This is a genomic window from Ruegeria sp. G5, assembly GCF_056533365.1.
This window is the reverse complement of the sequence record NZ_JBQFOK010000003.1, coordinates 345,125-368,437: the sequence shown is the minus strand read 5'-3', so window position 1 is coordinate 368,437 and position 23,313 is coordinate 345,125. Positions and strand designations below refer to the sequence as shown.

Annotated in this window: 19 protein-coding genes; 9 read left to right on the top strand and 10 right to left on the bottom strand. The window is 56.0% G+C overall.

The genetic code is table 11. The features are described 5' to 3' along the window. Positions 1-2 precede the first annotated feature (2 nt). Genes ACR0BD_RS07600 through ACR0BD_RS07590 form a run of 3 tightly spaced genes read left to right on the top strand, consistent with a single transcriptional unit; the run spans position 3 to position 2,233 of the window. Positions 3-905 carry a polysaccharide deacetylase family protein gene (locus ACR0BD_RS07600; RefSeq protein ID WP_480697078.1) on the top strand — a complete coding sequence of 301 codons (903 nt, stop codon included), beginning with the start codon at positions 3-5 and terminating at the stop codon, positions 903-905. A gap of 56 nt (positions 906-961) precedes the next feature. Then, positions 962-1,258 carry a hypothetical protein gene (locus ACR0BD_RS07595; protein WP_480829761.1) on the top strand — a complete coding sequence of 99 codons (297 nt, stop codon included), beginning with the start codon at positions 962-964 and terminating at the stop codon, positions 1,256-1,258. Continuing rightward, entirely contained in the window at positions 1,259-2,233 is a 975-nt protein-coding gene (locus ACR0BD_RS07590) for a CobW family GTP-binding protein (RefSeq protein ID WP_480829760.1), read from the top strand. Between the two features lie 17 nt (positions 2,234-2,250). On the opposite strand, the gene ACR0BD_RS07585 is transcribed toward ACR0BD_RS07590, so the two are convergent. Genes ACR0BD_RS07585 through ACR0BD_RS07565 form a run of 5 tightly spaced genes read right to left on the bottom strand, consistent with a single transcriptional unit; the run spans position 2,251 to position 6,512 of the window. Beyond that, on the bottom strand, positions 2,251-3,222 hold the full coding sequence (locus tag ACR0BD_RS07585) for a 5-oxoprolinase subunit C family protein (protein ID WP_480829758.1): 972 nt from the start codon (positions 3,220-3,222) through the stop codon (positions 2,251-2,253). Beyond that, entirely contained in the window at positions 3,212-4,087 is an 876-nt protein-coding gene (locus tag ACR0BD_RS07580; protein WP_480829757.1) for a 5-oxoprolinase subunit B family protein, read from the bottom strand. The genes ACR0BD_RS07585 and ACR0BD_RS07580 overlap by 11 nt, the downstream gene beginning before the upstream one ends. Before the next feature lie 15 nt (positions 4,088-4,102). After that, entirely contained in the window at positions 4,103-5,470 is a 1,368-nt protein-coding gene (locus ACR0BD_RS07575) for an acetyl-CoA carboxylase biotin carboxylase subunit (RefSeq protein ID WP_480829872.1), read from the bottom strand. Positions 5,471-5,474: 4 nt separating this feature from the next. Further along, positions 5,475-5,711, bottom strand: coding sequence for an acetyl-CoA carboxylase (locus ACR0BD_RS07570; RefSeq protein WP_480829756.1), 237 nt, complete (start codon positions 5,709-5,711; stop codon positions 5,475-5,477). A 21-nt stretch (positions 5,712-5,732) separates the two neighbouring features. Next, positions 5,733-6,512 carry a 5-oxoprolinase subunit PxpA gene (locus ACR0BD_RS07565; RefSeq protein ID WP_480829755.1) on the bottom strand — a complete coding sequence of 260 codons (780 nt, stop codon included), beginning with the start codon at positions 6,510-6,512 and terminating at the stop codon, positions 5,733-5,735. A 120-nt stretch (positions 6,513-6,632) separates the two neighbouring features. Here ACR0BD_RS07565 and ACR0BD_RS07560 point away from each other — a divergent pair, with 120 nt between their 5' ends. Together ACR0BD_RS07560 and ACR0BD_RS07555 are read left to right on the top strand one after the other, a co-directional pair. Further along, on the top strand, positions 6,633-7,535 hold the full coding sequence (locus ACR0BD_RS07560; protein ID WP_480829753.1) for a LysR family transcriptional regulator: 903 nt from the start codon (positions 6,633-6,635) through the stop codon (positions 7,533-7,535). A 43-nt stretch (positions 7,536-7,578) separates the two neighbouring features. Further along, a complete protein-coding gene (locus tag ACR0BD_RS07555) occupies positions 7,579-8,493 on the top strand; it encodes an AEC family transporter (RefSeq protein ID WP_480829752.1) in 915 nt (304 codons plus the stop codon). A gap of 81 nt (positions 8,494-8,574) precedes the next feature. Here ACR0BD_RS07555 and ACR0BD_RS07550 read toward each other — a convergent pair whose 3' ends face one another. Beyond that, positions 8,575-9,552 carry a LysR family transcriptional regulator gene (locus tag ACR0BD_RS07550; protein WP_480829751.1) on the bottom strand — a complete coding sequence of 326 codons (978 nt, stop codon included), beginning with the start codon at positions 9,550-9,552 and terminating at the stop codon, positions 8,575-8,577. Between the two features lie 250 nt (positions 9,553-9,802). Here ACR0BD_RS07550 and ACR0BD_RS07545 point away from each other — a divergent pair, with 250 nt between their 5' ends. From ACR0BD_RS07545 to ACR0BD_RS07530, 4 genes are all read left to right on the top strand, one after another. Further along, entirely contained in the window at positions 9,803-14,521 is a 4,719-nt protein-coding gene (locus tag ACR0BD_RS07545; protein WP_480829750.1) for a CHRD domain-containing protein, read from the top strand. 70 nt (positions 14,522-14,591) lie between these two features. Further along, positions 14,592-16,343, top strand: coding sequence for a type I secretion system permease/ATPase (locus ACR0BD_RS07540; protein WP_480829749.1), 1,752 nt, complete (start codon positions 14,592-14,594; stop codon positions 16,341-16,343). After that, positions 16,336-17,634: an HlyD family type I secretion periplasmic adaptor subunit gene (locus ACR0BD_RS07535; RefSeq protein WP_480829748.1), complete on the top strand. Its 1,299-nt coding sequence runs from the start codon at positions 16,336-16,338 to the stop codon at positions 17,632-17,634. Before ACR0BD_RS07540 ends, ACR0BD_RS07535 begins: the two co-directional genes overlap by 8 nt. A gap of 145 nt (positions 17,635-17,779) precedes the next feature. After that, a complete protein-coding gene (locus ACR0BD_RS07530) occupies positions 17,780-18,670 on the top strand; it encodes a LysR family transcriptional regulator (protein ID WP_480829747.1) in 891 nt (296 codons plus the stop codon). Positions 18,671-18,712: 42 nt separating this feature from the next. On the opposite strand, the gene ACR0BD_RS07525 is transcribed toward ACR0BD_RS07530, so the two are convergent. The 4 genes from ACR0BD_RS07525 to ACR0BD_RS07510 are packed head-to-tail and all read right to left on the bottom strand — an operon-like array spanning position 18,713 to position 23,224. After that, positions 18,713-19,672 (bottom strand): sugar-binding transcriptional regulator, encoded by a 960-nt coding sequence (locus ACR0BD_RS07525; protein WP_480829746.1) that lies wholly within the window; start codon positions 19,670-19,672, stop codon positions 18,713-18,715. Continuing rightward, entirely contained in the window at positions 19,669-20,691 is a 1,023-nt protein-coding gene (locus tag ACR0BD_RS07520) for an ABC transporter permease (RefSeq protein ID WP_480829744.1), read from the bottom strand. The genes ACR0BD_RS07525 and ACR0BD_RS07520 overlap by 4 nt, the downstream gene beginning before the upstream one ends. Then, complete coding sequence (locus ACR0BD_RS07515) at positions 20,691-21,719, bottom strand: ABC transporter permease (protein WP_480829742.1); 1,029 nt, start codon at positions 21,717-21,719, stop codon at positions 20,691-20,693. The genes ACR0BD_RS07520 and ACR0BD_RS07515 overlap by 1 nt, the downstream gene beginning before the upstream one ends. Next, positions 21,716-23,224, bottom strand: coding sequence for a sugar ABC transporter ATP-binding protein (locus ACR0BD_RS07510; protein WP_480829741.1), 1,509 nt, complete (start codon positions 23,222-23,224; stop codon positions 21,716-21,718). The genes ACR0BD_RS07515 and ACR0BD_RS07510 overlap by 4 nt, the downstream gene beginning before the upstream one ends. Between the last annotated feature and the right edge of the window lie 89 nt (positions 23,225-23,313).

Genomic DNA, 23,313 nt, shown 5'->3' with positions numbered 1-23,313 from the left:
TCATGACAAAGAAAATCCTATGCGCCTTCGGGACGGATATCGACTCCGTCGCGGGCCAGATCGGCTCATACGGCGGTGGAGATTCTCCCAACGACATTCAGCGCGGCATCTTTGCGACAGAAGTCGGCATTCCCCGTCTATTGCGCCTGTTCAAGAAGTACGACATGCGCACCTCGTTCTTCATTCCTGGTCATTCGCTTGAGACATTTCCAAAGGAAATGGACATGATCATCGAAGCCGGCCACGAAATCGGTGCGCATGGTTACATGCACGAAAACCCGGTGGCCATGACGCCCACTCAGGAAGAAGACGTACTGGTCAAGTCCATCGAACTGATCAAGGGCCTGACCGGCGAAGCGCCCAAAGGCTATGTGGCGCCCTGGTGGGAGATGTCGAACGTCACCGCCGCGCTGCTGGGCAAATACGGGTTCTCGTATGACCACAGCCAAAGCTATCGCGACTTCCAGCCGTTCTATGCCCGTGTCGGCGACGAATGGAACGTGATCGACTATTCGAAAACCGCCGGTGAATGGATGCACCCACTTAAACACGGCAAGGAAATCGACCTCGTGGACATCGGGGCCAACTGGTACGTCGATGACCTGCCGCCGATGATGTTCATCAAGAACGCACCCAACAGCCACGGTTTCGTCAATCCGCGCGACATCGAAGAGATGTGGAAGGACCAGTTCGACTGGGTCTACCGTGAAATGGACTACGGCATTTTCCCGATCACCATTCACCCCGATGTTGCCGGTCGCCCACAGGTGCTGCTGATGCTCGAGCGTCTGATCGACCACATCAACAGCCATTCGGGTGTTGAGTGGGTGGACTTTAACACCATCGCCGATGACTTCCGCGCGCGTTTCCCCTTCGACAGTGACAAACGCCCCGAGGTCATCTGACCCGAACATGGCCAGAGGGGTCGTCCCTCTGGCACACCCTCCAAGGAGAACACGTGATGTGCAGCGCCTGTGGGTTCCCCACCAGACCAGGTCATTGGACAGATGCCGGGGCTGATGCTTCCGGCGACAAGCTGCAGTTGAAGTTTCGCCGCGCCAACATCCTGAACAAGATCCTGAACAGCTATGGCCTGTCTGTACATGACGATGGCCGCATTCCCGGCATCCAGTTACGGTCACTGACCGGTCGCACCGTCATCGTGCCCGACCTAGAGGCTGTATGGTCCGAAGCCGAGGCACAAACCGGAGCGCCGCTTGATCCCCTGGACGCTCGTTTTTTAGGTGCGGCTGCCTGAATGTCAGGGGCGGGTTCCTCCAACGACTCCAGAATACGGCTGACTATTCTGGGAGGTTATCTGGGATCTGGCAAAACAACTTGGCTACGTCATCAGTTGTTTCAAGGACGGTTCGGACGCGCCCACATCCTTGTCAACGAAGCAGCAGAAACCCCGGTGGACGACACCCTGTTGCAGCAGCACGCTAGTGGCATGACCCTTCTGGCCGGTGGATGCGCCTGTTGTGTCGGGAAAGCCGATCTGATCAGCTCACTCCGCCAGATTTGCAACACGCGTAGTCAAACAGCATCAGACCAGCAACGGTTAGAAAAAATAGTGCTGGAAACCAGCGGGTTGGCCGATCCCGCTGCGATAGCGGCAGCGATACAAACTGACCCGATGCTGGTTCATCACATCCTTCTGGATGAAATCATCGTGTTGGCGGACGCAGTCAACATTGTCCATCAGCTTGGGACCGAACATCTGGGCCGGGCTCAGATCGAAGCCGCCGACCGCATCATTCTGACTAAGATCGATGCGCAATTGCCCGGAGCATACAGTGCAGTGCACGCAACGCTGACGCAATTAAATCCCGGTGCGGATATCTCGGCCGCAATCAAAGGCGAAGACGCGACACCTTCGATTGATCCCAGCGCTCAGCCTATCGCCATTCCTGCTTTGGCCGAGCTGTCCAACCTACCAGCGATCGAACCCACCCGACTAAGGATTGATGCCAGTGTCGACTGGGCCGCCTTTTCGGTCTGGCTATCGGCTTTGCTACATGCCCGCGGCCATGACATTGTCCGGGTTAAAGGTGTGTTCGACACGCCAGCTGGCTATCTGTTGCTGCAAGGCGTGCGCAATTCAGTTCAGGCCCCGGAAATTCTGCCAGCATCGTCCACCCAGCGGGCCAATGAGATCGTGTTCATTGGCCGCAACTTCGCGAAAGAAGATCTCGCAAAGTCGCTTGGATACTTTTCGCTCAGCGCAGGGTGACGGCCTTTGCCGCCGTGCTAGCCCAAATGCGTTCGAATTTCGCGCAACATATCTTTCCGCGCTTTGCGTGCCGCTAAGGCTTGTTCCATATCAACCTGTTTGAACTTAACCGGCGTATGCGGCTGCAGTTGACCGATCAGGTCCATATCTGCCGATATGATCGCCCCCAGGGTAAAATACCCACCACCTGACACCGCATCACGGTGCAGCACGATTGGCTCTAGCCCGCCCGGCACCTGGATCGAGCCGTAGGAATAACAGCCATCCACGATATTGGACGGATCAGCCCCAGCACCAAATGGTTGTTCCCGGTCTACAAACTCCAGCGGTTGACCCCCCTTAAAGCGATAGCCCATCCGGTCGGCCTCGGGCGCGACGGCCCAGTCATCGGCAAAAAAGCCCTGCTGCGCCTTCTCGGTCAGCCGATGCCAGTAAAGCCCCGGCAGAACGCGTAACTCGGCTGGCGAGCCCGGCCCGCGGCGCAGGGGTTCGGGAATGCTGAACCCGGGCTCAATCAGTTCGGCCTCTCCAACGGGGAGCATGTCGCCAGCCTGAATCGCACGCCCCTCGATCCCGCCTAGTGCCCCAATGGGATAGGTTGAGCGGCTGCCTAGCGCGGGCGGCGTGTCGATCCCACCACTGACCGCGATATAGGCCCGCGCACCGGATTTGAGGAAATCAAAGCTGAGGGTCTGCCCCTTTTTAACCGGGAATGCTGTCCATGTCGGTTGCGGGGTGCCATCGACCTTAGGTGGCAGTTCCGCACCCGTCACGGCGACCAGCGCATCCTGCATGAACTCGATTTCGGGACCCATGAACACCACTTCGAGCCCTGCAGCGCCCTCGGGGTTACCGACCAGCATATTGGCACATCGCAGCGCAAAACGATCCATCGCCCCACCAATGGGAATGCCCAGATGGAAATAGCCGGGGCGTCCAAGGTCCTGAATAGAGGTCGACAGGCCGGGAGAGAGTATCTTAAGCGTCATTGAGGGCCTCCATCAGCTTGGCATTGGTGCCGGTCATGTCGGCGTTGAATGCGTCCAGATCGAAATCGACCTGAGCGATGCGCGGGGCATAGGTGCCAGCTTCGACCTCGGCCAGAATGCGGTCATATTCTGCGCGGTCGATGGGTTTCCATTTCACGATGTCGCCGGGTTTGAAGAACACCATGAAGTCCTTCAGATAGCTAACCTGCTGGGTGGGATCAAAAATGGTCATCGGAGTGATCCCGAACATCTGGTACCCCCCTGCCCCGCGCACCGAATAGATGCACGAGAAACACCCGCCATAGCCCACCGTCTGTTTGGGCGTATCCGTTCGAGGGCGCAGGTATTTGGGCACCTGTAATTGCTTGTCCCGGTCGACCAGTTGGTACAAGAACGGCAGCCCGGCCACGAACCCCACCATCGACACGAACCAGGGCTGCGAATGGTGGGCTTCGATAAACGCCTCGGCGCTGTCATAGCCGTTGATACGCGCGGCATAGTCCAGATCGGTGCCGTTTGGGTCCTGATGGCGTTCACGGAACCGCATCAGCGTCTCATGCGTCCAAGGGTCCTGATAGTAGACCGGGATTTCGATGATCCGCGTTTTCAGCCTCTTGTCGGCGTCTTCGGCCTTGTGTTCCAGATTCTTGATCTGCTCCATCATCTGATCGGGGCTGATCACGTCGGGGTCGAACTTGACCTGAAACGATGCGTTGGCGGGGCAGATTTCAGTCACCCCGTCGATTTGCGCATCGCGCACGGCATTGCTCATGGACAGGGATTTGAAGAAGGCGTCCAGCGACATCTCATCATCCATCTCGACATAGATGTGTTCGTCGCCACCATAGGTGTAACGTGTCTTCATGCTGCGTCTCCTTGGTTAGGCCGGTACGGTCAGGTTGCCCGCGTCCAGCCACGGTTCGAGCCATTGGGTGTGGATCCGGTCCGCCAGCACATTGGCATCAGCGGCCAGCGTCCGGTGCAGGGGAATAGTGGTTTTCAGCCCCTCAAGCGTCAGATCATCCAGCGCAGCGGCCAACTTTGCGATGGCGTCCGCGCGTGTGGGCGCGTGGACGATCAGCTTGCCCAGCAACGAGTCGTAAAACGGCGGAATCTGGTAGCCCTCGTACAGAAAATGGTCGAAGCGGACGCCGTCACCCTCGGGCAATCGCATCCGGCCGACCTGACCGGGGAATGGCATGAATTGCAGTGCCGGGTCCTCAGCGTTGATGCGCACTTCTATCGCGTGCCCATTGCGGCTGATCTGACCCTGCGTGACCGAGAGGCGCTCGCCCCCCGACACCCGGATCATTTCCTGCACCAGATCCAGCCCAGTGATCATCTCGGTCACAGGGTGCTCGACCTGAATGCGCGTGTTCATTTCGATGAAAAAGAACTCGTTGGTGGTACTGTCATACAGGTATTCCAACGTGCCAGCGCCGACATAGTTGACCGATTTCGCCAACGCGACAGCGGACGCGCACAACCTGTCGCGGGTTGCATCGTCCAGACAGACCGCCCCGGCCTCTTCCCACACTTTCTGGCGGCGGCGCTGCATCGAGCATTCGCGTTCAAAGCAATGCACCGCGTTGGTGCCATCGCCAAGGATCTGAACCTCAATATGGCGAGGCGCGGTGATCGCTCGTTCCAGATACAAACCACCATCACCAAAGGCCGCCTGCGCCTCGGCCTGCGCCTGTGGGGCCATCTGCGCCAGTTCTTCGGCATTTTGGGCGACGCGGATACCTTTGCCCCCGCCCCCGGCCGAAGCCTTGATCATCACCGGGTAGCCGATCTGATCAGCTATGGCCAAAGCATCTTGCGGCGTAGCAATTCGACCTTTGGAGCCTGGCACAACGGGCACTCCGGCAATTTGCGCTGCCTGTCGCGCCGAAACCTTGTCGCCCATGCGGTCAATCGTGTCGGCAGAGGGGCCAACAAAGCGCATCCCGGCGGCCTCGACCGCGCGGACGAAATCCGCGTTTTCGGCCAGAAATCCGTAACCGGGGTGTACCGCATCGGCGTTGCAGTCTTGGGCTGCCTGCACCAATGCGTCGATGTTCAGATAGGATTGCGCCGCCTGCGCGGGGCCGACACAGACGCTTTCATCCGCCATGCGCACGGCCAACATATCTGCGTCGGCCTCGGAATGCGCCTGAATGGTGTGAACACCCAATCCTTGCGCGGCACGAATGATGCGCACGGCAATCTCACCCCGATTGGCGATAAACAAACGTCTGATGCGCATGGGCTTAGCCATCCACTTCCGCCAACGTCTGACCCGCCGTCACCGCCGCCTCGTTTTCGACGGCATACCCGGCAAAGGTTCCGGTTGCATCAGACTTGATCTCGATGAAGGTCTTCATGACCTCGACCAGCCCGATCACGTCGCCAACGGCCACAGCATCCCCCTTGGCCTTATAGACAGGAGCGTCGGGTGAAGCTTGGGTATAGAATGTTCCGGGCACGGGCGATTTGATCTCTGCCATCGGTTTTCTCCTACAAGTCGATTAAAGCGTCGCGGCGATTTCGCCGGCGGTTGCGATCCGAATTCCGTTATCAGTCAGACCTTTGCGAATGGCGCGCCCCATCTCGAGCGCACCGGGCGTATCTGAGTGGAAGCAGATCGATTCAAATTCGATCTGCATCTCGTCGCCCTCCACCGTCGTAACCATGCCAGTCTTGCAGGCCTTGACGCATTTCTCGGCGACCTGTGAAAGATCGGGGCGTCCGACCTTGCGGGCGAAAACGATGGATCCGCTATTGTCATAATCCCTGTCCGCGAAGAACTCGCGAATGACCGGATGACCGGCGCGTTTCGCGGCGGCATGGGTTTTTGAAATACCCATGCAAAACAGCGGTGCATCCGGGCAGATGGCCTGCAACGTGTCGACCAAAGCCTGCGACAGGTCTTCGTTCACCGCCGCCTCCATATACAACGCGCCATGCGGTTTCACGTGCTGAAGCGGCGCACCGTGACGGCGGCCAAATTCCCGCACGGCACCGATCTGGTAGACCACGTCATTGATCAACTCAGCGGAATCCATGTTGATGTAACGACGCCCAAAACCGCGCAGATCCGCATAGCCCGGGTGCGCACCCAACCCGACACCATGGGTCTGCGCCAGCTTGGCCATCCGGTCGATGGAATTGGGGTCGCCCGCATGAAAACCCGCGGCCACATTGGCCGAGCTGATGATCTCCATGATTTTATCCTCGGGGGCATCACCCAATACCCAATGGCCGAACCCTTCGCCCATATCGCAGTTCAGATCGACGATATCTCGCATCCACCAAGCCCCCTGTTGTGACGTACGCGGGCATCATTCGCAATTTGCAAGAAATTGGTATTTCTTTTTTTCGCTCATGCATTATCACTATTTTCGATAATAACTCCGAGTGGCTTTGTTATGAATTTCAAGCATCTGAAATACTTTGTCGCCACAGCCGAAACCGGGCAGGTCAGCCGTGCTGCCAAGCTTTTGTCGATTTCCCAATCCGCGGTAACGGGCGCGATCCGAGAGCTGGAGACTATTCTGGGCGCGACTCTGTTCGTCCGCCGCGCGCAGGGAATGGTGATGACCGAAGCCGGGCAGCAGTTCCTGCACTCTGCACGGGATATTTTGGAAAGGCTTGACGCGGCCCGAGTTCTGGATCAGCGCGACTCCGATATTTCCGGTGTTATCAGATTGGCCGCGACCTATACGGTGATCGGGTATTTCCTGCCCTACCATTTAGGACGACTGACCCAGCTTTACCCTGCCCTGGACATTCAGATCGTCGAGTTGAACCGACAAAGTATCGAGCAGCAATTGGTCACAGGTCAAATTGACATGGCCGTCGCGCTGACCTCAAACATTCAGAACCCAGCGCTAGAGACAATTACCTTGTTGAAATCACAGCGCAGGCTGTGGCTGCCCACAGGCCACCCCCTTGCGCATGAAGACCCCGTTTCACTACAGGATATTGCCCGCGAGCCCTATGTCATGCTGACGGTGGACGAGGCAGCACATACCAGCATGAAATACTGGAACGCCCATAATTGCGCGCCTGATATCAAGCTACGCACCTCGTCCGTAGAAGCCGTCCGGTCAATGGTTGCCAACGGGCACGGCGTTACGATCTTGTCGGACATGGTTTACCGCCCATGGTCACTAGAGGGACGGCGGATCGAGACAGTCCAGACCAGCGTGGACATTCCAACCATGGATGTAGGCATGGCGTTTCGCAAACAAGCCCAACACTCTGACGCGACGCGTGTTTTGAGGGACTATTTCACCAGCTCATTCCTGTCACCTAAACCCGCGTTTTGACCATGCTTGCAGTCTGCCGCCTTTCTTGCGACCAATACCTGCAATGATTGTTGGTCTCGGACTTGTCGCGCCCTTTTTTGTCTACATTCTGGCTGGAGTGGCCGCGGAAAAGCTTCTCAGGCATTCGTCAGAGGGGCAAAAGTGGCTGGACGCTTTCGTGTTTTATGTTGCCCTGCCGGCACTGCTGTTTCAATCAGTGCGTCATCTTCCGCCCGGATCATCCAACATCATTGGTTTTCTGGCGCTTACGACCTTGGCGACCGGGTTGATGTTTTTATTCGGCTGGTGGGTCGGTCGGATTACAAAGGCCAAGGAACATGCGGCAGTCTACGGTCTTTCGGCAAGCTATTCGAACATAGGGTACATGGGGCCTACTCTGACCGTCGCAGTCCTCGGCCCGGCTGCCGGGGCTCCGGCGGCCTTTATCTTTTGTGCCGACGTCCTTCTGATCTTTACGATCTGGCCAGCCATGATCAGCGCCGACGGGTTTTCCATTAAGGGCTTGTTCAAGTCCTTAGGCAAAGTATTGCGGCATCCTTTTATCCTGGCCACTCTGGCGGGCCTTGCATTTGCCGCTAGTGGACTGGGCCTGCCCGATTTCATCAACACCCCACTGACCGGATTCCAAAACGCGGCGGCCCCAGCGGCGCTTTTTTCTTTGGGTTTGACCCTGTCCCGCCACAAGGCCAACCACTTAGAAGTGCCGCTTCAAATTTGCCTCGCAGGTAAATTGATTTTGCACCCCTTGCTCGTAGCCATCATTTTCGTTGTCTTACCCGGTTTCGATCCCATTTGGATTGCAACCGCGATAATCATGGCCGCACTCCCCCCTGCGGCGAATGTCTATGTCATGGCGCGCGCGGAGAATATCAGTGTGCAGCTTGCTGCACGTGCGGTGCTGTTTGGCACTGCTTTTTCAGCTATTACCCTACCTGCATTGATCGCTTTGATCATATGAACCTGCACAGTTGAAAAGCTTTGCTATGCCTTGGGTGGGTTAGATTTGCAGTCGAAGAAGTTGCGGCAACGTTTGCGCCTACTATCTTACCCGACCATTCCGCTGACAGTGTTCTTTGACCCGCGTGGGCAGTGTCTCATTCACAAGACTTTCGCACATTTCCACGAGAAACTGTTTGGTGGTTTGAACATGCGGGTAGTCCGCAACATCCTGATGCGTGAGTATCCATAATTCGACGGTAGATTTCAAAAAACCTGGCATAACCTCAACCAAGTCCGAGTGTGGTCGTGTCATATACTTCGGAAGTACCGCGAACCCAAAACCACTTTTGACAGCCGACAATTGCGCGTTGATGTTGTCCGTTCGCGCAGCGATGTTGCATTTACCGATGATCTTGCGGAATTCTTCCTCCTGCACCGTTCGGCTAAGCGCCCCGGTGGCGACAATGACATTGTGACCCGCCAGTTCGGCCGCAGAATTGATCTCGTCCAAACCGAAAAGGTAATCGCGAGAGGCGTAAATTCCGAACGCAACTTCGCCCAGCTTTTCAGAAGATATTCTGTGGGACTCGGACCGGCCAAGGCGCACGGCGATGTCGGCCTCACGATTGTGTAGATTTATTCTTTTGTTAGACAGCAACAGATCGATTTGGATCTCAGGATTCAGCGAATGAAACTCGATGAGCCTGGGCGCGACAATCGCTTCTCCCAAACCTTCAGGGGTGGACACACAGACGCGCCCACCGCTCAGACCCCGATGTGCGCGGCATATTTCACCAATATGGGTCAACTCTGCTTCGATCCGCTCGGCGGATTTCAGAATTTCCTGACCGATGCTAGTCAGCGTTACACCCGCGGTGCCACGGTCAAACACCGGCACTGCCAGATCTTTTTCAATCTCTCGCAATTTCCGACCAACCGTGGCCGGGCTTTCCGACAGATGCTCCGACGCGCGCGAGATACTGCCCGCGCGTGCCACGCACAAAAGAAACCGTACTAAATCCCAATCACGAATTGGAAGTTTCTCATAGCATTCTGGCGTTTCGTTCTCATGTGTCATGACAGGTCTGTTTCGTAATTTTTTATGAAAATACACGAATTACCGGTAAAAAAACGACCTTCAACTTTAGTTGTAGGATCGTGAGGGGTAATATTTGTTTCTTTTAAAATTAACATGTTAGGGGTGGTTTAGCAGTTAATTTAAGGGTGATGACCCACCCATCATTTTTGAACAGTTGCGATGATTTCTTCCAAGCGCAGTTAACGGTCGGTGAGCACAACAGTGCTTGCCTAACAGCTTGGAGTTTACGATGAATCCCGAAGAAATAGTGGGCCAAATAATTGATGGCGACGACAACGCCAACAATCTAGTCGGAACCGCGGGTGACGATGAAATCAACGGCAACGCCGGTGATGACATCCTGACCGGCGGGTTGGGCAATGACATTCTGGATGGCGGTGACGACATCGACACCGCCGTCTTCAACGACATCGACGTACCCGTCGAAGTCGACCTTGTGGAAGGAACCGCGACACGCGAGACCGGCTTCTCGGTCAGCATCGAAGACGCGGACTTCACCAACTTCGCTGACCCGATGGACAGCCTGGTTGACGAAGCACTGGCAGGCAACCTGTACTACAACATCCACACAGCCGATTTCCCCGGCGGAGAGATCCGTGGTCAGTTGCTGGTTGTCGAAAACAACCTGGATGAAAACGGCAACGGCACCTTTGTACTGAGCGCTTCGCTGGACGCGGCACAAGAGCCTGACCCAGTTTCGGACTCGCTGGCAACCGGTACTGCGACTGTTACCGTTACTGTTATTGACGGCGTCGCGACATACTCGTCCGAACTGTCGGTAACCGGTCTGGCAGTCTCTGACCTGCTCACGCCGATCCCAGGTGTGGTTTCTGCAATTCACTTGCACAATGCACCTGCTGGCGAAAATGGCCCAGTTGTGCGTGACTCGCTGGTGGATGCCGGTGGCTTCTTGGCCAGCGCGGATGAAGTCTCCGAGAACCCATCGGGCGTGACCAACGTCGAAGAAGTGACCTTAGCAGTTTCTGAAACCGACACGCTGCTCAACATCGAAAATGTCATCGGTTCGGATGACGGCGACGTTCTGATCGGTGATGCGAACGACAACGTATTGGAAGGTCTCGACGGCGACGATGTCCTGAGCGGTCTGGGTGGCAACGATACCCTGAGCGGCGGTGCAGGGAATGACACCCTGATCGGCGGTGGCGGCACCGACATCATTGACGGCGGTGAAGGCATCGACACCAACGACTTTTCCAACATCAACCTTGGCGCAGCAGACCCAACGATTGCTGGTGTCAGCGTCACGCTTGCGGCAGATGGCACAGGCACAGCCGAATACAATGGTGGTGGCGGTAACGGCCCGCTGATCCAGGAAGAATTCTCTGGTATCGAAAACATCACAGGCTCGTCCAACGACGACACGATCATCGCGTCCGGTGAAGCACCGAATGCAATCGATGGTGGCGCAGGTGATGATATCATCGAAGGCGGCGCTGGTGATGACGTCCTGACCGGCGGATTGGGCAACGACTCGTTGGATGGTGGCGAAGGTATCGACACTGCTGCGTTCAATGACGTCGACGTTCCTGTCGAAGTCGACCTTGGCGCAGGAACCGCGACACGCGAGACTGGCTTCTCGGTCAGCATCGAGAACGCGGACTTCACCAACTTTGCTGACCCGTTGGACAGCCTGGTTGACGAAGCGCTGGCGGGCAACCTGTACTACAACATCCACACAGTCGACTTCCCGGCCGGTGAGATCCGTGGTCAGTTGCTGGTTGTCGAAAACAACCTGGATGAAAACGGCAACGGCACCCTGGTTCTGAACGCGTCGCTGGACGCGGCACAGGAACCTGGCCCTCTGTCGGACTCTGAGGCAACAGGTACAGCAACCGTAACTGTCACAGTTATTGATGGTGTCGCGACATACTCGTCCGAACTGTCGGTAACCGGTCTGGCAGTCTCTGACCTGTTGACACCGATCCCAGGTGTGGTTTCTGCAATTCACCTGCACAATGCACCTGCCGGCATCAACGGTCCGGTCGTGCGTGACTCGCTGGTGGATGCTGGCGGCTTCCTTGCCAGCGCAGATGAAGTCTCCGAGAACCCATCGGGCGTGACCAACGTCGAAGAAGTGACCCTAGCAGTTTCTGAAACCGACACTCTGATCAGCATCGAAAACGTCATCGGTTCAAATGACGGCGACGTTCTGATCGGCGATGCGAACGACAACGTGTTGGAAGGTCTCGACGGCGACGATGTCCTGAGCGGTCTGGGTGGCAATGACACCCTGAGCGGCGGCGCAGGTGACGACATCCTGGCAGGCGGTGGTGGCACCGACATCATCGACGGTGGTGAAGGTATCGACACCAACGACTTTTCCAACATCAACCTTGGTGCAGAAGATCCCACCATTGCAGGTGTCGCTGTCACCCTGGCGGCAGATGGCACAGGCACAGCCGTATATAACGGCGGTGGCGGTAACGGCCCGCTGATCGAGGAAGAGTTCACCGGTATCGAGAACATCATCGGCACGTCCAATGACGACTCGATCATCGCAACCGGCGCAGCTCCGAACGCGATCGATGGTGGTGCAGGTGACGACTTTATCGCTGGTGGCGGTGGTCTGGATGATCTGAGCGGTGGCGAAGGTATCGACACCAACAGCTTCCAGGGTATCGGTGCTGAGGTGATTGCGGACCTCGCAACAGGCAGCGCGTCTTATGCTCCCAACGAGAACGTCACGATCTTCGAGAATTTCGACGGGTTCGAAAACCTCGACGGTTCGGCCAATGACGATCAGTTGTTCGGCGACAACAACGCCAACACACTGACCGGCAACGACGGTAACGATCTGCTGGTCGGCCGTGGTGGCAACGACATTCTGGAAGGCGGCGAAGGTAACGACGTCCTGCGTGGCGGTGGCGGTAACGACATCACCGACGGTGGTGAAGGTATCGACACGGCTGACTTCAGCGACATCGGTTCTGGTGTGACCGCGGATCTGTCGGCAGGCACTGCAGACTACGCAGCGCCTAATGGAAATGCCGTTCAGGATCAGCTGATCAGCATCGAAAACCTGACCGGGTCCGTCAATGACGACGTCCTGATCGGCGACGAAGGCGACAACCTTCTGGCCGGTGCGGCAGGCGACGACATCATCAACGGTGGCGCAGGTAACGACGTTATCCGCGGTGACGCGGTTGGCGACGGCGAAGCCATCACCGTATCGGTGACCAACACGCTGGGCGAAGGCGGAACCTTCCTGACACCTGTCTGGTTCGGTTTCCATGATGGTGCCAACTTTGACCTGTTCACCGCAGGCGAAGAAGCCAGCCTGGGTCTGGAACGTCTGGCCGAAGACGGCAGCGTCGAAGGTATCGCAGCCGAGTTCAATCAGCAGGTTGGTGACAACGGTGTGGATGCGACCATTCTGGGCGGCATCGGTGCGCCGGGTGTCATCGATCCCGGTGAAACGGCCAGCTTTACGCTGAACGTCAACACCGATCAGGTCGGTCAGGGCTTCTTTACCTGGGCAACCATGATCATCCCATCGAACGACGCGTTCCTGGCCGTTCCAGATGATGCGTTGGCAGATCCGATCTTTGACGAAGAGGGCAACTTTATTGGCCCGCTTATCATCGAACGCTTTGGCAACGATGTTCTGGACGCTGGCACCGAGGTCAACAATGAAGAAGGCGCAGCCTTCCTCAACCAGACCGCACGTGACCAGGGTACCGTGGAAAACGGTGTTGTGGGTCTGCACCCGGGCTTCAACGGCTCGGAAGGCAACCCGGACGGCGAACCTGTCAACATTCTGGGTGGCGAAACCGCTGCCGGTACGATTGTTGATCCGATCGAAGGTGACTTTACCCGCAACGGTGGCAATGAGCAGCTTCTGCGCATTGTGATCGACATTGCCGAAGGTGGTGATGACGAACTGTTCGGCGGTGCAGGTGAAGACATCGTTGACGGTGGCCGTGGTGACGACTTCCTGGATGGTGGTGCCGACAACGACACCCTGATCGGTGGGTCGGGCCGCGACACGTTCGCCTTCCGTCGCGGTACCGGTTTCGACGTTGTGGCTGACTTCTCGGTAAGCGTCGAAGACGGCGACTTCCTGGATGTGTCCGATTTCGGAATCACTCAGCTTTCGGATCTGTTGATTGTGGCCGACGGCGAGAACACCGTAATCGACCTGGGTGATGGTGATCAGATCACTCTCGAAGGGGTTGCCCCGGATGAGCTTGTGGCTGAGAACTTTATCTTTGCCGAGGAAGAGGTTGTCGTAAACGTCGATCCGACCAATGGCGACGATGATCTGCAAGGTGGCGTCGGTGACGACAACATCGAAGCAGGTAACGGCGACGATATCGTTCTGGCCGGTGCCGGAAATGACATCGTGGACGGTGGCAACGGCGATGATGATCTGGACGGCGAAGCCGGAAACGATCAGCTTGCCGGAAGCAACGGCGACGATGACCTGACGGGCGGCCTCGGAGACGATGTGCTGGACGGCGGTAACGGCGAAGACGTTCTGGTTGGTGGTGAAGGTGAAGACATCTTGACCGGTGGCCGTGGCGACGACGTCCTCGAAGGTGGTGACGGCAACGATACGCTGGAAGGCGGTCGCGGCAACGACATCCTCTTCGGCGGTGCTGGCGATGACATTGTCTGCGGCGGTATTGGTGATGACATCATCAATGGTGGTACAGGCAACGACCGTCTTGAAGGCAATCGCGGTGCTGACACCTTCGTCTTTGAGGCAGGTCTTGGTGACGACGTCATCGCTGACTTCGAAGCGTTCGCCAATGGTGACACTCTGGACCTGAGCTCGACCGATTTCGACTTTGATACCTTCGAAGATCTGGCTGGTGCCATTTCGCAGGATGGTGACGACGTTGTTATCGATCTTGGCGCAGAAGGCAGCATCACGCTGCTGGGCATCCAGGTGGACGACCTGAACGAAGACAACGTTCTTGTCTAAGTGAAATGCGGCGGCGGCCCTTGGGTCGCCGCCGTTTCTTCTGAAATTTCAGTCACGAAAGAGGGTCACCATGTCCCATAGTCCCAACACACGAACCGAGCTTCAAAACGCTTACCGTACAGCGCGCCCGGGTCTTTTCGCAATTGGTGCCGTGAGTATGGTTATCAACCTGACGATGCTGACCGGCCCTCTGTTCATGATTTTGGTCTATGACCGCGCGCTGCCCAGTCAAAGCTATCAGACCCTTTTTGGCCTGAGCGTTCTGATGCTGGGCCTGTATCTGGTATTCGGCCTGTTGTCTCTGGTCCGGTCCCGCATCCTTGTGCGTATCGGAAACCGGATTAGCAACCTGCTGGAAAAACGCGTGTTCGACGCTCAGATCGAACGTTCGGTCAAGGAAGGCGGTACCAAAGGTCGCGACGCGATTGGTGATCTGGGCACCTTGCGGGAATTTATCGGCGGCTCGACCCTTGCTGTTATTTTCGATGCCCCGTGGACGCCAATCTATCTTGGTTTTGCTTACCTCCTGCACCCCTGGCTGGGCTATGCAGGTTTGGCGGGCGTCGTATTCCTTGTCGCAATCGCGATATTGAACAACGCCCTGACGCAACGTGGTGTTGCGCGGGCCAACCAATATCAAACCCGAAGTGCCCGTGTCCTGAACGACGTCGCGCGCAATCACGAAGTCACCCACGCCATGCGAATGCGGGATGATCTGTACCAGTACTGGCACAAGCTGAATGGCAAAGCGCAGGTCAAACAGAGCGATATCAGCGATATGGCTGCAACGCTTTCATCCATCTCGCGCACCGTTCGACTGATGCTGCAATCCGCAGTTCTTGGTTTGGGCGCGTATCTTGCCATCTCGGGCGACCTGAGCGCAGGCTCAATCATCGCGGCCTCTGTTCTGGTTGGACGCGCGCTTGCGCCGGCAGAGCAGGCTATTGGCAGTTGGCGACAGTATGTGGTCGCAAGCGCTGCACGCGAACGGTTGAATACATTGCTGGCGGAATACCCACCCAAGAAAAGCTCTGTTCAGTTGCCGCACCCACGTGGCGATCTGGAGCTGAAAAACGTGTTTGCCACCACGCCGGATGGCGCGAAAATGGCACTGCGAAACGTCTCACTCTCTCTCACAGCTGGTGAGGTGCTTGCGGTGATCGGGCCCAGCGGATCGGGGAAATCTACTCTGGCCCGCGTCATCATCGGTGCGTTGGATCCTGTCCGCGGTAGCGTTCGCCTGGACAAAGCCGACATGGCCTACTGGAACGCCGCCCAACTTCGGGACTCGGTTGGCTACATGCCGCAAAGTGTCGAACTGTTTGACGGCACCGTTCGTGAAAACATCGCACGGTTTCAGGCAGATGCAACTGACGAAGACGTTCTGTCCGCCGCGCAGGCTGCAAATGCTCATGACCTGATCCTGCAGCTGCCAAACGCCTATGACACACCACTAGGCGAAGCCGGAAGCGCGCTTTCTGGTGGCGAGCGTCAGCGGATCGGTCTGGCCCGTGTGTTGTACCGCAATCCTTCCCTGATCGTTCTGGACGAACCGAACTCAAATCTGGATGCCGCCGGGACCGCTGCATTGAGCATCACGATCGACCGCCTGAAAGAAGAAGGCAAAACGGTCGTCATCATCGCTCATCGCCTTGGTGCACTCAATCAGGCGGACAAGGTTCTTGTGATGGACAAGGGAATGGTGTCGGCCTTTGGCCCACGGGATGAGATCCTGCGGACCTATTCCGAAAACCGCGCGAAGAAATCAGGTGAAAACACCGCTAATGCGGTAGAAAAACAAGAGGATGGCTCAAATGCGTGATGCTGTAACACAACCAACGGATCGCTTTGGAAGATGGGTTCTTTTCGCCGTCGCCGTTATGGGTCTGACAGTTGGGGGGTTGGCCTACTGGTCGATGACCACCCGAATTGACGGCGCGATCGTAGCGCCCGGCATGGTGGCATTGGAAACGGATCGCCAGACCATTCAACATTTGGAAGGCGGCATCATCCATGAAATCCATGTGTCAGAAGATGACGCCGTCCAACAGGGTCAGGTTCTTGTCAGCCTTGATACAACGCGTGACCAGGCAGAACTGAACGCACTGACCACACAGATCGAGACGCTTTCCGTCCGTGAGGCCCGTCTGCGCGCAGAGTTGGCCGATGATGATTTCACCCTCATGGACGTGCAATTCTCGAACACAGAGAGTGCCCGGACTATCTTTGCGGCCGAAGCTCAACTTTTCGAAAGTCGTGCACTGGCAAAAAGCGCCAATGCGGTGCAGTTGGAAACGCAGAAAGACGCGTTTCTGGCGCAAGTGGCTGGACTGCGTAGCCAAATCAAATCCCAGGAGGCTAACAAAGAGCTTACCCAAGAAGAATTGGAAACCGTCGCAGGGCTGCACGAAAAGGGGTTGGCCAACGTAACGCGTCTGTTGCAGGTCCGGCGCACAGCCCTTGACCTTGAAGCTGGACTATCCAGCAACAAGGCGCAGATCGACAGCGTGGTGGCGCAAATTGCCGAAGTCGAAAGCGCGCTTGTCAGTGGTGCTGCAACCTGGCGTGAGGATGTATCGACCGAACTTTCTGTCGTTTCGCAACAATTGCGCGAAGCACTGGAACGTCAGACCACGATCAGCGACCGGGTTGCCCGCAGTCAGATCATCGCGCCGTTGGATGGCCGGGTCTTGAACCTCGCGTTCCATACCAAGGGTGGTGTCATCGCACCGGGTCAAGCTGTGATGGATATCGTACCGGTCGCAGAACAACCCGTTCTGATGGCAAACATTCCGGTAACAGAGATTGATCGCGTTGCTCCGGGCCAAAATGCGCGGGTCAGGTTGACCGCATTCAACTACAACCAAACGCCTGAGTTGGATGGTTTGGTCAAATGGGTCTCGGCCGACACAATCTCGGATCCTGTTACCGGCGCTATTTACTACAGCGCCGAGGTAGAGGTCTCGTCGGCGGAATTCACGCGAATTGAAGACAAAGAACTGGTGCCAGGAATGCCGGTTGAAATTCTTGTCTCAACGGGCGAACGCCTGGTGGCATCCTATCTGACCCGCCCAATCCGCGATGCAATGACAAAAACATTCCGAGATGAATAAGGGCAAACGACCCTACCAAGTTGGCCAAGCCTGAGACCCTAACGGCCAGCTTTCACTGTGTGCCGCGTCGGCAAGTTAAACTTGTGTTCCAAGGTTTTTCTAACCGGCGCGGCAATTTTTTAACGATTACCCGGGAAGAACTGAAATGCGTATTTCACTGGAGCTTTTGGAGTCTTTCCAAACACTGTGCGATACAAAGTCGTATTCGCAAACGGCCACGCTTTTGGGGCGGTCCCAACCCGCGATCAGCAACAGAATGCGAACACTCGAAAAGCTGTTGGGCTTCCAGCTTTTTGTTGGCGGCAATCCCAAACTGGGCAACACACCCGAAGCAGAAGAATTGCTGGAGCATTGCATCTGCATTTCGAAAAAACTCGACCAGATTCAGGCGATTTCTACACTTGACCACGAAAGGCCGGTGCGTATTGCGCTGACTTCATTCATCGAAGCTTTTCTGCATGTCTATGAAATCTTTAACACCAGCACTGAAATCACATTCCCGGATTTCTCGATAACGACGCAAAGCTCGGATGTATTAGAAGACGCGCTGCTAAAGCATGCTTACGATACCGCTTATGTTGTCAGTAAGAACATGTCGTCGCAGTCTGCCAAACGCAGTTGGCCCTTCACGGTGCGCTGGCTTGCCAGCAAAGACTTCGTTCTGGATGAGCACCTGAAAAACGATGCCGTTCCAATTGTCGAATTCACCGGAGAGGAGTGCGCCCCCGGCCTGGACAGGCCCTACTTGGAAAGCTTGGAATTTGAAACCAAACCGGTGTTTCAAACCGAGTGCATCAGAACATATCTTAGCGCAGTTTCCGCAGGCGTTGGAATTGGTTGCATCGGAGACATATTCGTTGCGCATGCACTAAAGGACCGCAACCTTGTCTTCTTGGACAAGCAGTTCGGTGACCTCGGCAGATTTTTCCTCAACAGAATCTGCGCCGACGATCAACCCAGCGATACGCACAGCATCGTGCGGGTTTTTGACATCGCCATCGACAACCAACACAAGATTATTCGAGGCTCAGTTTGATTCTCCGATTTTGTCTTGGTGCCGCGAATTCCGATAGGTTACCTAGCGCGCCTGCAAAACAGACCGTGCGGTCGTCTCGTCGACTACGAGGGTATTGATGTGATCGCCGTTTAGTGCCGCTAAAATCGGATCTACTTTTTCTTCTCCGGTCGCCACTCCTATCCGCGTTGGGATCTGTTTGGCTTCGGCAAGCGGCAGACTGACCAGCTTGGAATTCAGCGTGTTGTCACACAGCTCACCCGCGCAATCCACAAGATGCCCCAACACTTCTGCCCTGACACCTTCATCACGTAGTTGCGCCCTGTTTTCTTCAGACAACGGATGGGCCTTGTAATAAGTTGCGTCTTCTCCCGACACGGCCCCAAGACCCAGGATAGAGACATCCGCATTGCGCGCTTGCTCCAAGACATCGCGTACAACGCGGATCGATAACAACATATCGCGCTCTTCCTTGCTGTCGGCGTGCAAGGGTGTGTGAATAAGCGTGGCAGAGCCACCAAGCCCGTCCGCGATCCGCGTCGCGATATGGTTTACGTCCGTATAATGCTGACCCTGAACACCACCAGTCAGCGGAATCACGATGTTTTTCGCCGTGCCGCTGGGGCGAAGGTGATTTGCCACCGCGCTCAGCGCCTTTCCACCGGATATTGCGAGGACATCGTTATCGTCCAGAATGTTCTGCAAGTGTCTGGCAGCAGCTTTGCCGACAAGATCAAGCACAGTTCCGGCGTTTTCGGTAACCGTATCCACAACCAGAAATTCTGCATCCGGCCATCGATCTTTCAGCTTGTTTTCTTGATCGAACAGTCGCTGAAATGGGCTGTGAATACGAAATTCGACCATACCCATTTCGCGGCCCTGTTTGATCAGGCGGTTCACTTTCGCGGTCGAAAGTTTCAGGCTTTTCGCAATCTCAGCCTGCAGCAAACCCTCCTGAAAATGCAAGGTCAGGACACGGGCAATCAGGCGCAGGGTATCAGGATCTGGTCCGCTTGCGTTCAACTCTCGCTGTCCTTTCTACTTACCAAGTGGTTCGATGCTGCCGCCAGCAACAGTGCGGCGCCAACGACCAGAGTTTGGAAATAGGCGGGCACGAGTGTCAACATTCCTACGGTCAGAGACATGATGATCAGTGCCCCGATAAAGGATTTCAGAACACGCCCCTCGCCGCCGCTGAAGGCTGTACCACCCAACAGAACCACAAGTATAGCGGTTAATTCCATGCCGTCGCCTGAAAGAGGGTCCCCCAAGGACATAAAACTCGACCGGGCAATCCCAGCCAGGGCCGCACATATACCCACCAGAACGTAAAGGACAATCACCGTGCGCGCCGTATTGATACCCGATAGTTTCGCCGCGGTTGGGTTACCACCTGTCGCGGCAGCGTACTTACCCAACTTCATCCGGTCCTGCGCGACTATCATGGCGATAGTGACCAGAATGGCGACCCAAAAGGCCCATGGAAGACCGAAAAGAACCCCATCACGCCCATAGTCATTGAACCAGCCGGGCATCTTTAACCCACCGCCAGATTTGATGGCGGATACACCATCCTCAACCAGCAGCAGCGCGATGCCTTTGTACAGGCTCAGTGTAATCAAGGTGGCAATAACAGGCGTGATCTTTAACCGTATCACCAGAAAACCGTTGATCGCACCCAGCAATACACCCACCAGAACGGTCGCCAGAAAGGCGGGCAGGAAGGGCACACCGTTGATCGCAAGCAAAGCGTAGACCACTGCGCTTAGGCTCATTGCACTGCCAACGGAAAGGTCAATGTACCCTGAGATCATCAATAGCGTGAAGGCACCCGCCAAGGTCAGGATCGGTGCAGAAATACGCAAGATATTGATGATGTTGCGTTCACTTAGAAAGTTGCCCCGTTCGAACAACGGGAACTTGTCCAAGTTCGCTGTACTGAGAACCACCACCACCAGGATCAGAACCAGATAGATATAGTAGTCCTTCAAAAACCCCTTCAGACGGTCGCCAAAGTCGCGTTGCTGAGTCAGATCGGCCATTATGCGTGCCTCCGGGAAAGGGCCCAGGTTTGGGCCATGATCGCGACAAAGACCGCAATCGCTTTTAGGGTGAATTGCCAGTCAGGCGACAACACCAGACCTGTTGCAGCCGAGGTCACAGTTGCCAGTACGATGGCACCAAAGAACATGCCGATGACCGAGCCAAACCCGCCTGCGATAGCGACGCCCCCCAGCAGCGAAATGACAAGCGCATCGAACTCCATCAACGTGCCGCGGTTGGAGAAGCCCGATTTGAACTCTGACGCCAAGAGAACGCCAACCGCACCTGCAACCAAAGCGCTGAACAGGTAGAGTTTCACCAGATGACGTGCATTATCGACCCCCGACAATCGCGAGGCCACGGGATTTGCGCCAATCAGATAGGTAAGGCGCCCGAAAACCGTTTTTCGTTCCACAATGACGGCCACAAGAATCAAGAGCCCCATCAACACTACCGGCAACTTGATCGAGGTTCCGAACATGGACATGTTGCCCAAAACGCCGAAATCCGCAGGCAAATTCGTATTGCGCTGAGAGCCTTGGGTGATCACCTGCGCAATCCCACGCGCCAACATCATAGTACCCAAGGTCACGATGATTGAGGGCACGCGCAGAACGACAACAAAGATCGCGTTAATCGCACCGATCACCAGCGCACCCAGCAACGCGCACACCATCGCCAGCCACGTCGGCATACCCCAACCGGACGACAACGCATTGGCCCCGTCTGCAGATTGTGCAAACCACACGGCCAAAACACCCGAAAGCGCGACAATTCCGCCGACCGACAGGTCGAAGTTCCCCGAAACAAGCAGGAAGGTCACGCCAACCCCCAGCGAGATCACGGCCCAGTTGTTGGTCACAAGGTTCACGACATTCTGGAACTGGAAAAAGTTAGGGACGAAGATCGAGGCCAGCATGAATAGGGCGACCGCTGCCCCTGCGACCAAAGAGGTGATGAACATCTCATCGCTTAGCCTGTTGTCGCGCTCGGCCAATCTGCGACCTGCGATAGCCTGGTCTGTCATGGTGTTTCACCGCCCCCGCCTGTTACGACATTCAGGATATGTGGAATGTCTACGTCGCCGCCGTTTTGAATCTCGGCCTCAATGCGCCCGTCATACATCAGGAAAACCCGGTCACAGATGCCCAGCACTTCCTCTAACTCAGACGAAAAGACACATATCGCCTTGCCGCTGTTGGCAAGATCACGGATCAAATCGTAAATCTCGGACTTGGCACCCACATCAACGCCCCGTGTGGGTTCGTCCAGCAGAAGCATATCGGCGTCCGCGAAAAGACATTTCGACAGAACGACTTTCTGCTGGTTACCGCCTGATAGTTTTTCAGTGTATTTTTCGATCGAGTTTGTCGCGATACCCAGTTTCCCAACGTATTCCCGCGCAACAGCCTTTTCGCGCTCATCCTGAAAAATGCCAAACCGGGCAAGTTTTCCGATATTCATGATTGGAATGTTACGTCGGATTGTCAGCTCGGTGAAAAGCCCTTGGGTACGACGCTCTTCGGGGACTAAGGCGACCCCTGCGGCGATGGCATCTTTGGGCGACACAGGGCGTTCTCGATTCTTGAACTCAACTTGCCCTTCAGCCTTGTCGGCTCCGTAGATCGCGCGTGCGATTTCGGTTTTGCCCGCGCCAACCAGCCCGTAGAAGCCAACAATCTCGCCCTCGTGCACGTCAAAGGAGACATCTTTCAGTAAGTGATTGTTCAGCCCTTTGACTTTAAGAACTGTTTTGTCGGACCTTTCACCGCGCGGTTCATAATCATGCGTGATTGCACGCCCGACCATCATCTCGATCAGTTCAGGGCGTCCCTGAACCTCGGTCAGAGGTTTCGTTGCGATGTGTTTACCATCCCGAAGAACGGTGACGTTGTCACCCAATTCGAAAATCTCATCCAGCTTGTGCGAGATATAGATGACCGTCACGTCCGCGTTTCTGAGCCGACGGATCACACCGAACAAACGCTCGACCTCGCGTTCTGACAGGGCTGCGGTGGGTTCGTCCATTATGATGATACTGGCACCGGACGACGCTGCGCGCGCGATCTCAACGATTTGCTTCTGCGCGACACTCAGTGAAGAGACGCGCGCCCTTGGATCAATGGTCGGCTCAATCGCTGCCAGGGTTTTGACAACCCTGTCTTCGAGATCGGATTTAACAAGAAAACCAAACCGACTGGCTTCCATTCCCAAAGTCAGATTTTCCAGGACCGTCAGCTGGTCTACGACGTGCAATTCCTGGAACAGTGTGCCGACACCGCTTTTGCGCGCGTCCTGCGTTGTTGAGGGGTCGTAATTCTGGCCAAGAATAGCCATTGAACCGCTGGTTGGTTTTAGCGCCCCAGTCAACATCTTGACGATGGTCGACTTCCCTGCCCCGTTTTCACCGACGAGACAATGAACCGTATTCCGATCTATGTCGAAGGATACGGTATCCACGGCGCGCACACCGGGATAGTCCTTAGTCAATTCTCTGACGGACAGTGCTTTTTCGGAAAAAGCGGTCTGCACGATCATCCCCTTGTTTTAAACAAACCCCATCCGACCGCGCGAATGCAGCAGCCTCAGACAGAGCTTACTCGAGTTTGATTGTAGTTCCA

Bases quoted from the DNA above. Each gene is read 5' to 3' on its own strand.
- ACR0BD_RS07600 (WP_480697078.1), top strand. From the start codon at position 3: ATGACAAAGAAAATCCTATGCGCCTTCGGGACGGATATCGACTCCGTC.
- ACR0BD_RS07595 (WP_480829761.1), top strand. From the start codon at position 962: ATGTGCAGCGCCTGTGGGTTCCCCACCAGACCAGGTCATTGGACAGAT.
- ACR0BD_RS07590 (WP_480829760.1), top strand. From the start codon at position 1,259: ATGTCAGGGGCGGGTTCCTCCAACGACTCCAGAATACGGCTGACTATT.
- ACR0BD_RS07585 (WP_480829758.1), bottom strand. From the start codon at position 3,222: ATGACGCTTAAGATACTCTCTCCCGGCCTGTCGACCTCTATTCAGGAC.
- ACR0BD_RS07580 (WP_480829757.1), bottom strand. From the start codon at position 4,087: ATGAAGACACGTTACACCTATGGTGGCGACGAACACATCTATGTCGAG.
- ACR0BD_RS07575 (WP_480829872.1), bottom strand. From the start codon at position 5,470: ATGCGCATCAGACGTTTGTTTATCGCCAATCGGGGTGAGATTGCCGTG.
- ACR0BD_RS07570 (WP_480829756.1), bottom strand. From the start codon at position 5,711: ATGGCAGAGATCAAATCGCCCGTGCCCGGAACATTCTATACCCAAGCT.
- ACR0BD_RS07565 (WP_480829755.1), bottom strand. From the start codon at position 6,512: ATGCGAGATATCGTCGATCTGAACTGCGATATGGGCGAAGGGTTCGGC.
- ACR0BD_RS07560 (WP_480829753.1), top strand. From the start codon at position 6,633: ATGAATTTCAAGCATCTGAAATACTTTGTCGCCACAGCCGAAACCGGG.
- ACR0BD_RS07555 (WP_480829752.1), top strand. From the start codon at position 7,579: ATGATTGTTGGTCTCGGACTTGTCGCGCCCTTTTTTGTCTACATTCTG.
- ACR0BD_RS07550 (WP_480829751.1), bottom strand. From the start codon at position 9,552: ATGACACATGAGAACGAAACGCCAGAATGCTATGAGAAACTTCCAATT.
- ACR0BD_RS07545 (WP_480829750.1), top strand. From the start codon at position 9,803: ATGAATCCCGAAGAAATAGTGGGCCAAATAATTGATGGCGACGACAAC.
- ACR0BD_RS07540 (WP_480829749.1), top strand. From the start codon at position 14,592: ATGTCCCATAGTCCCAACACACGAACCGAGCTTCAAAACGCTTACCGT.
- ACR0BD_RS07535 (WP_480829748.1), top strand. From the start codon at position 16,336: ATGCGTGATGCTGTAACACAACCAACGGATCGCTTTGGAAGATGGGTT.
- ACR0BD_RS07530 (WP_480829747.1), top strand. From the start codon at position 17,780: ATGCGTATTTCACTGGAGCTTTTGGAGTCTTTCCAAACACTGTGCGAT.
- ACR0BD_RS07520 (WP_480829744.1), bottom strand. From the start codon at position 20,691: ATGGCCGATCTGACTCAGCAACGCGACTTTGGCGACCGTCTGAAGGGG.
- ACR0BD_RS07515 (WP_480829742.1), bottom strand. From the start codon at position 21,719: ATGACAGACCAGGCTATCGCAGGTCGCAGATTGGCCGAGCGCGACAAC.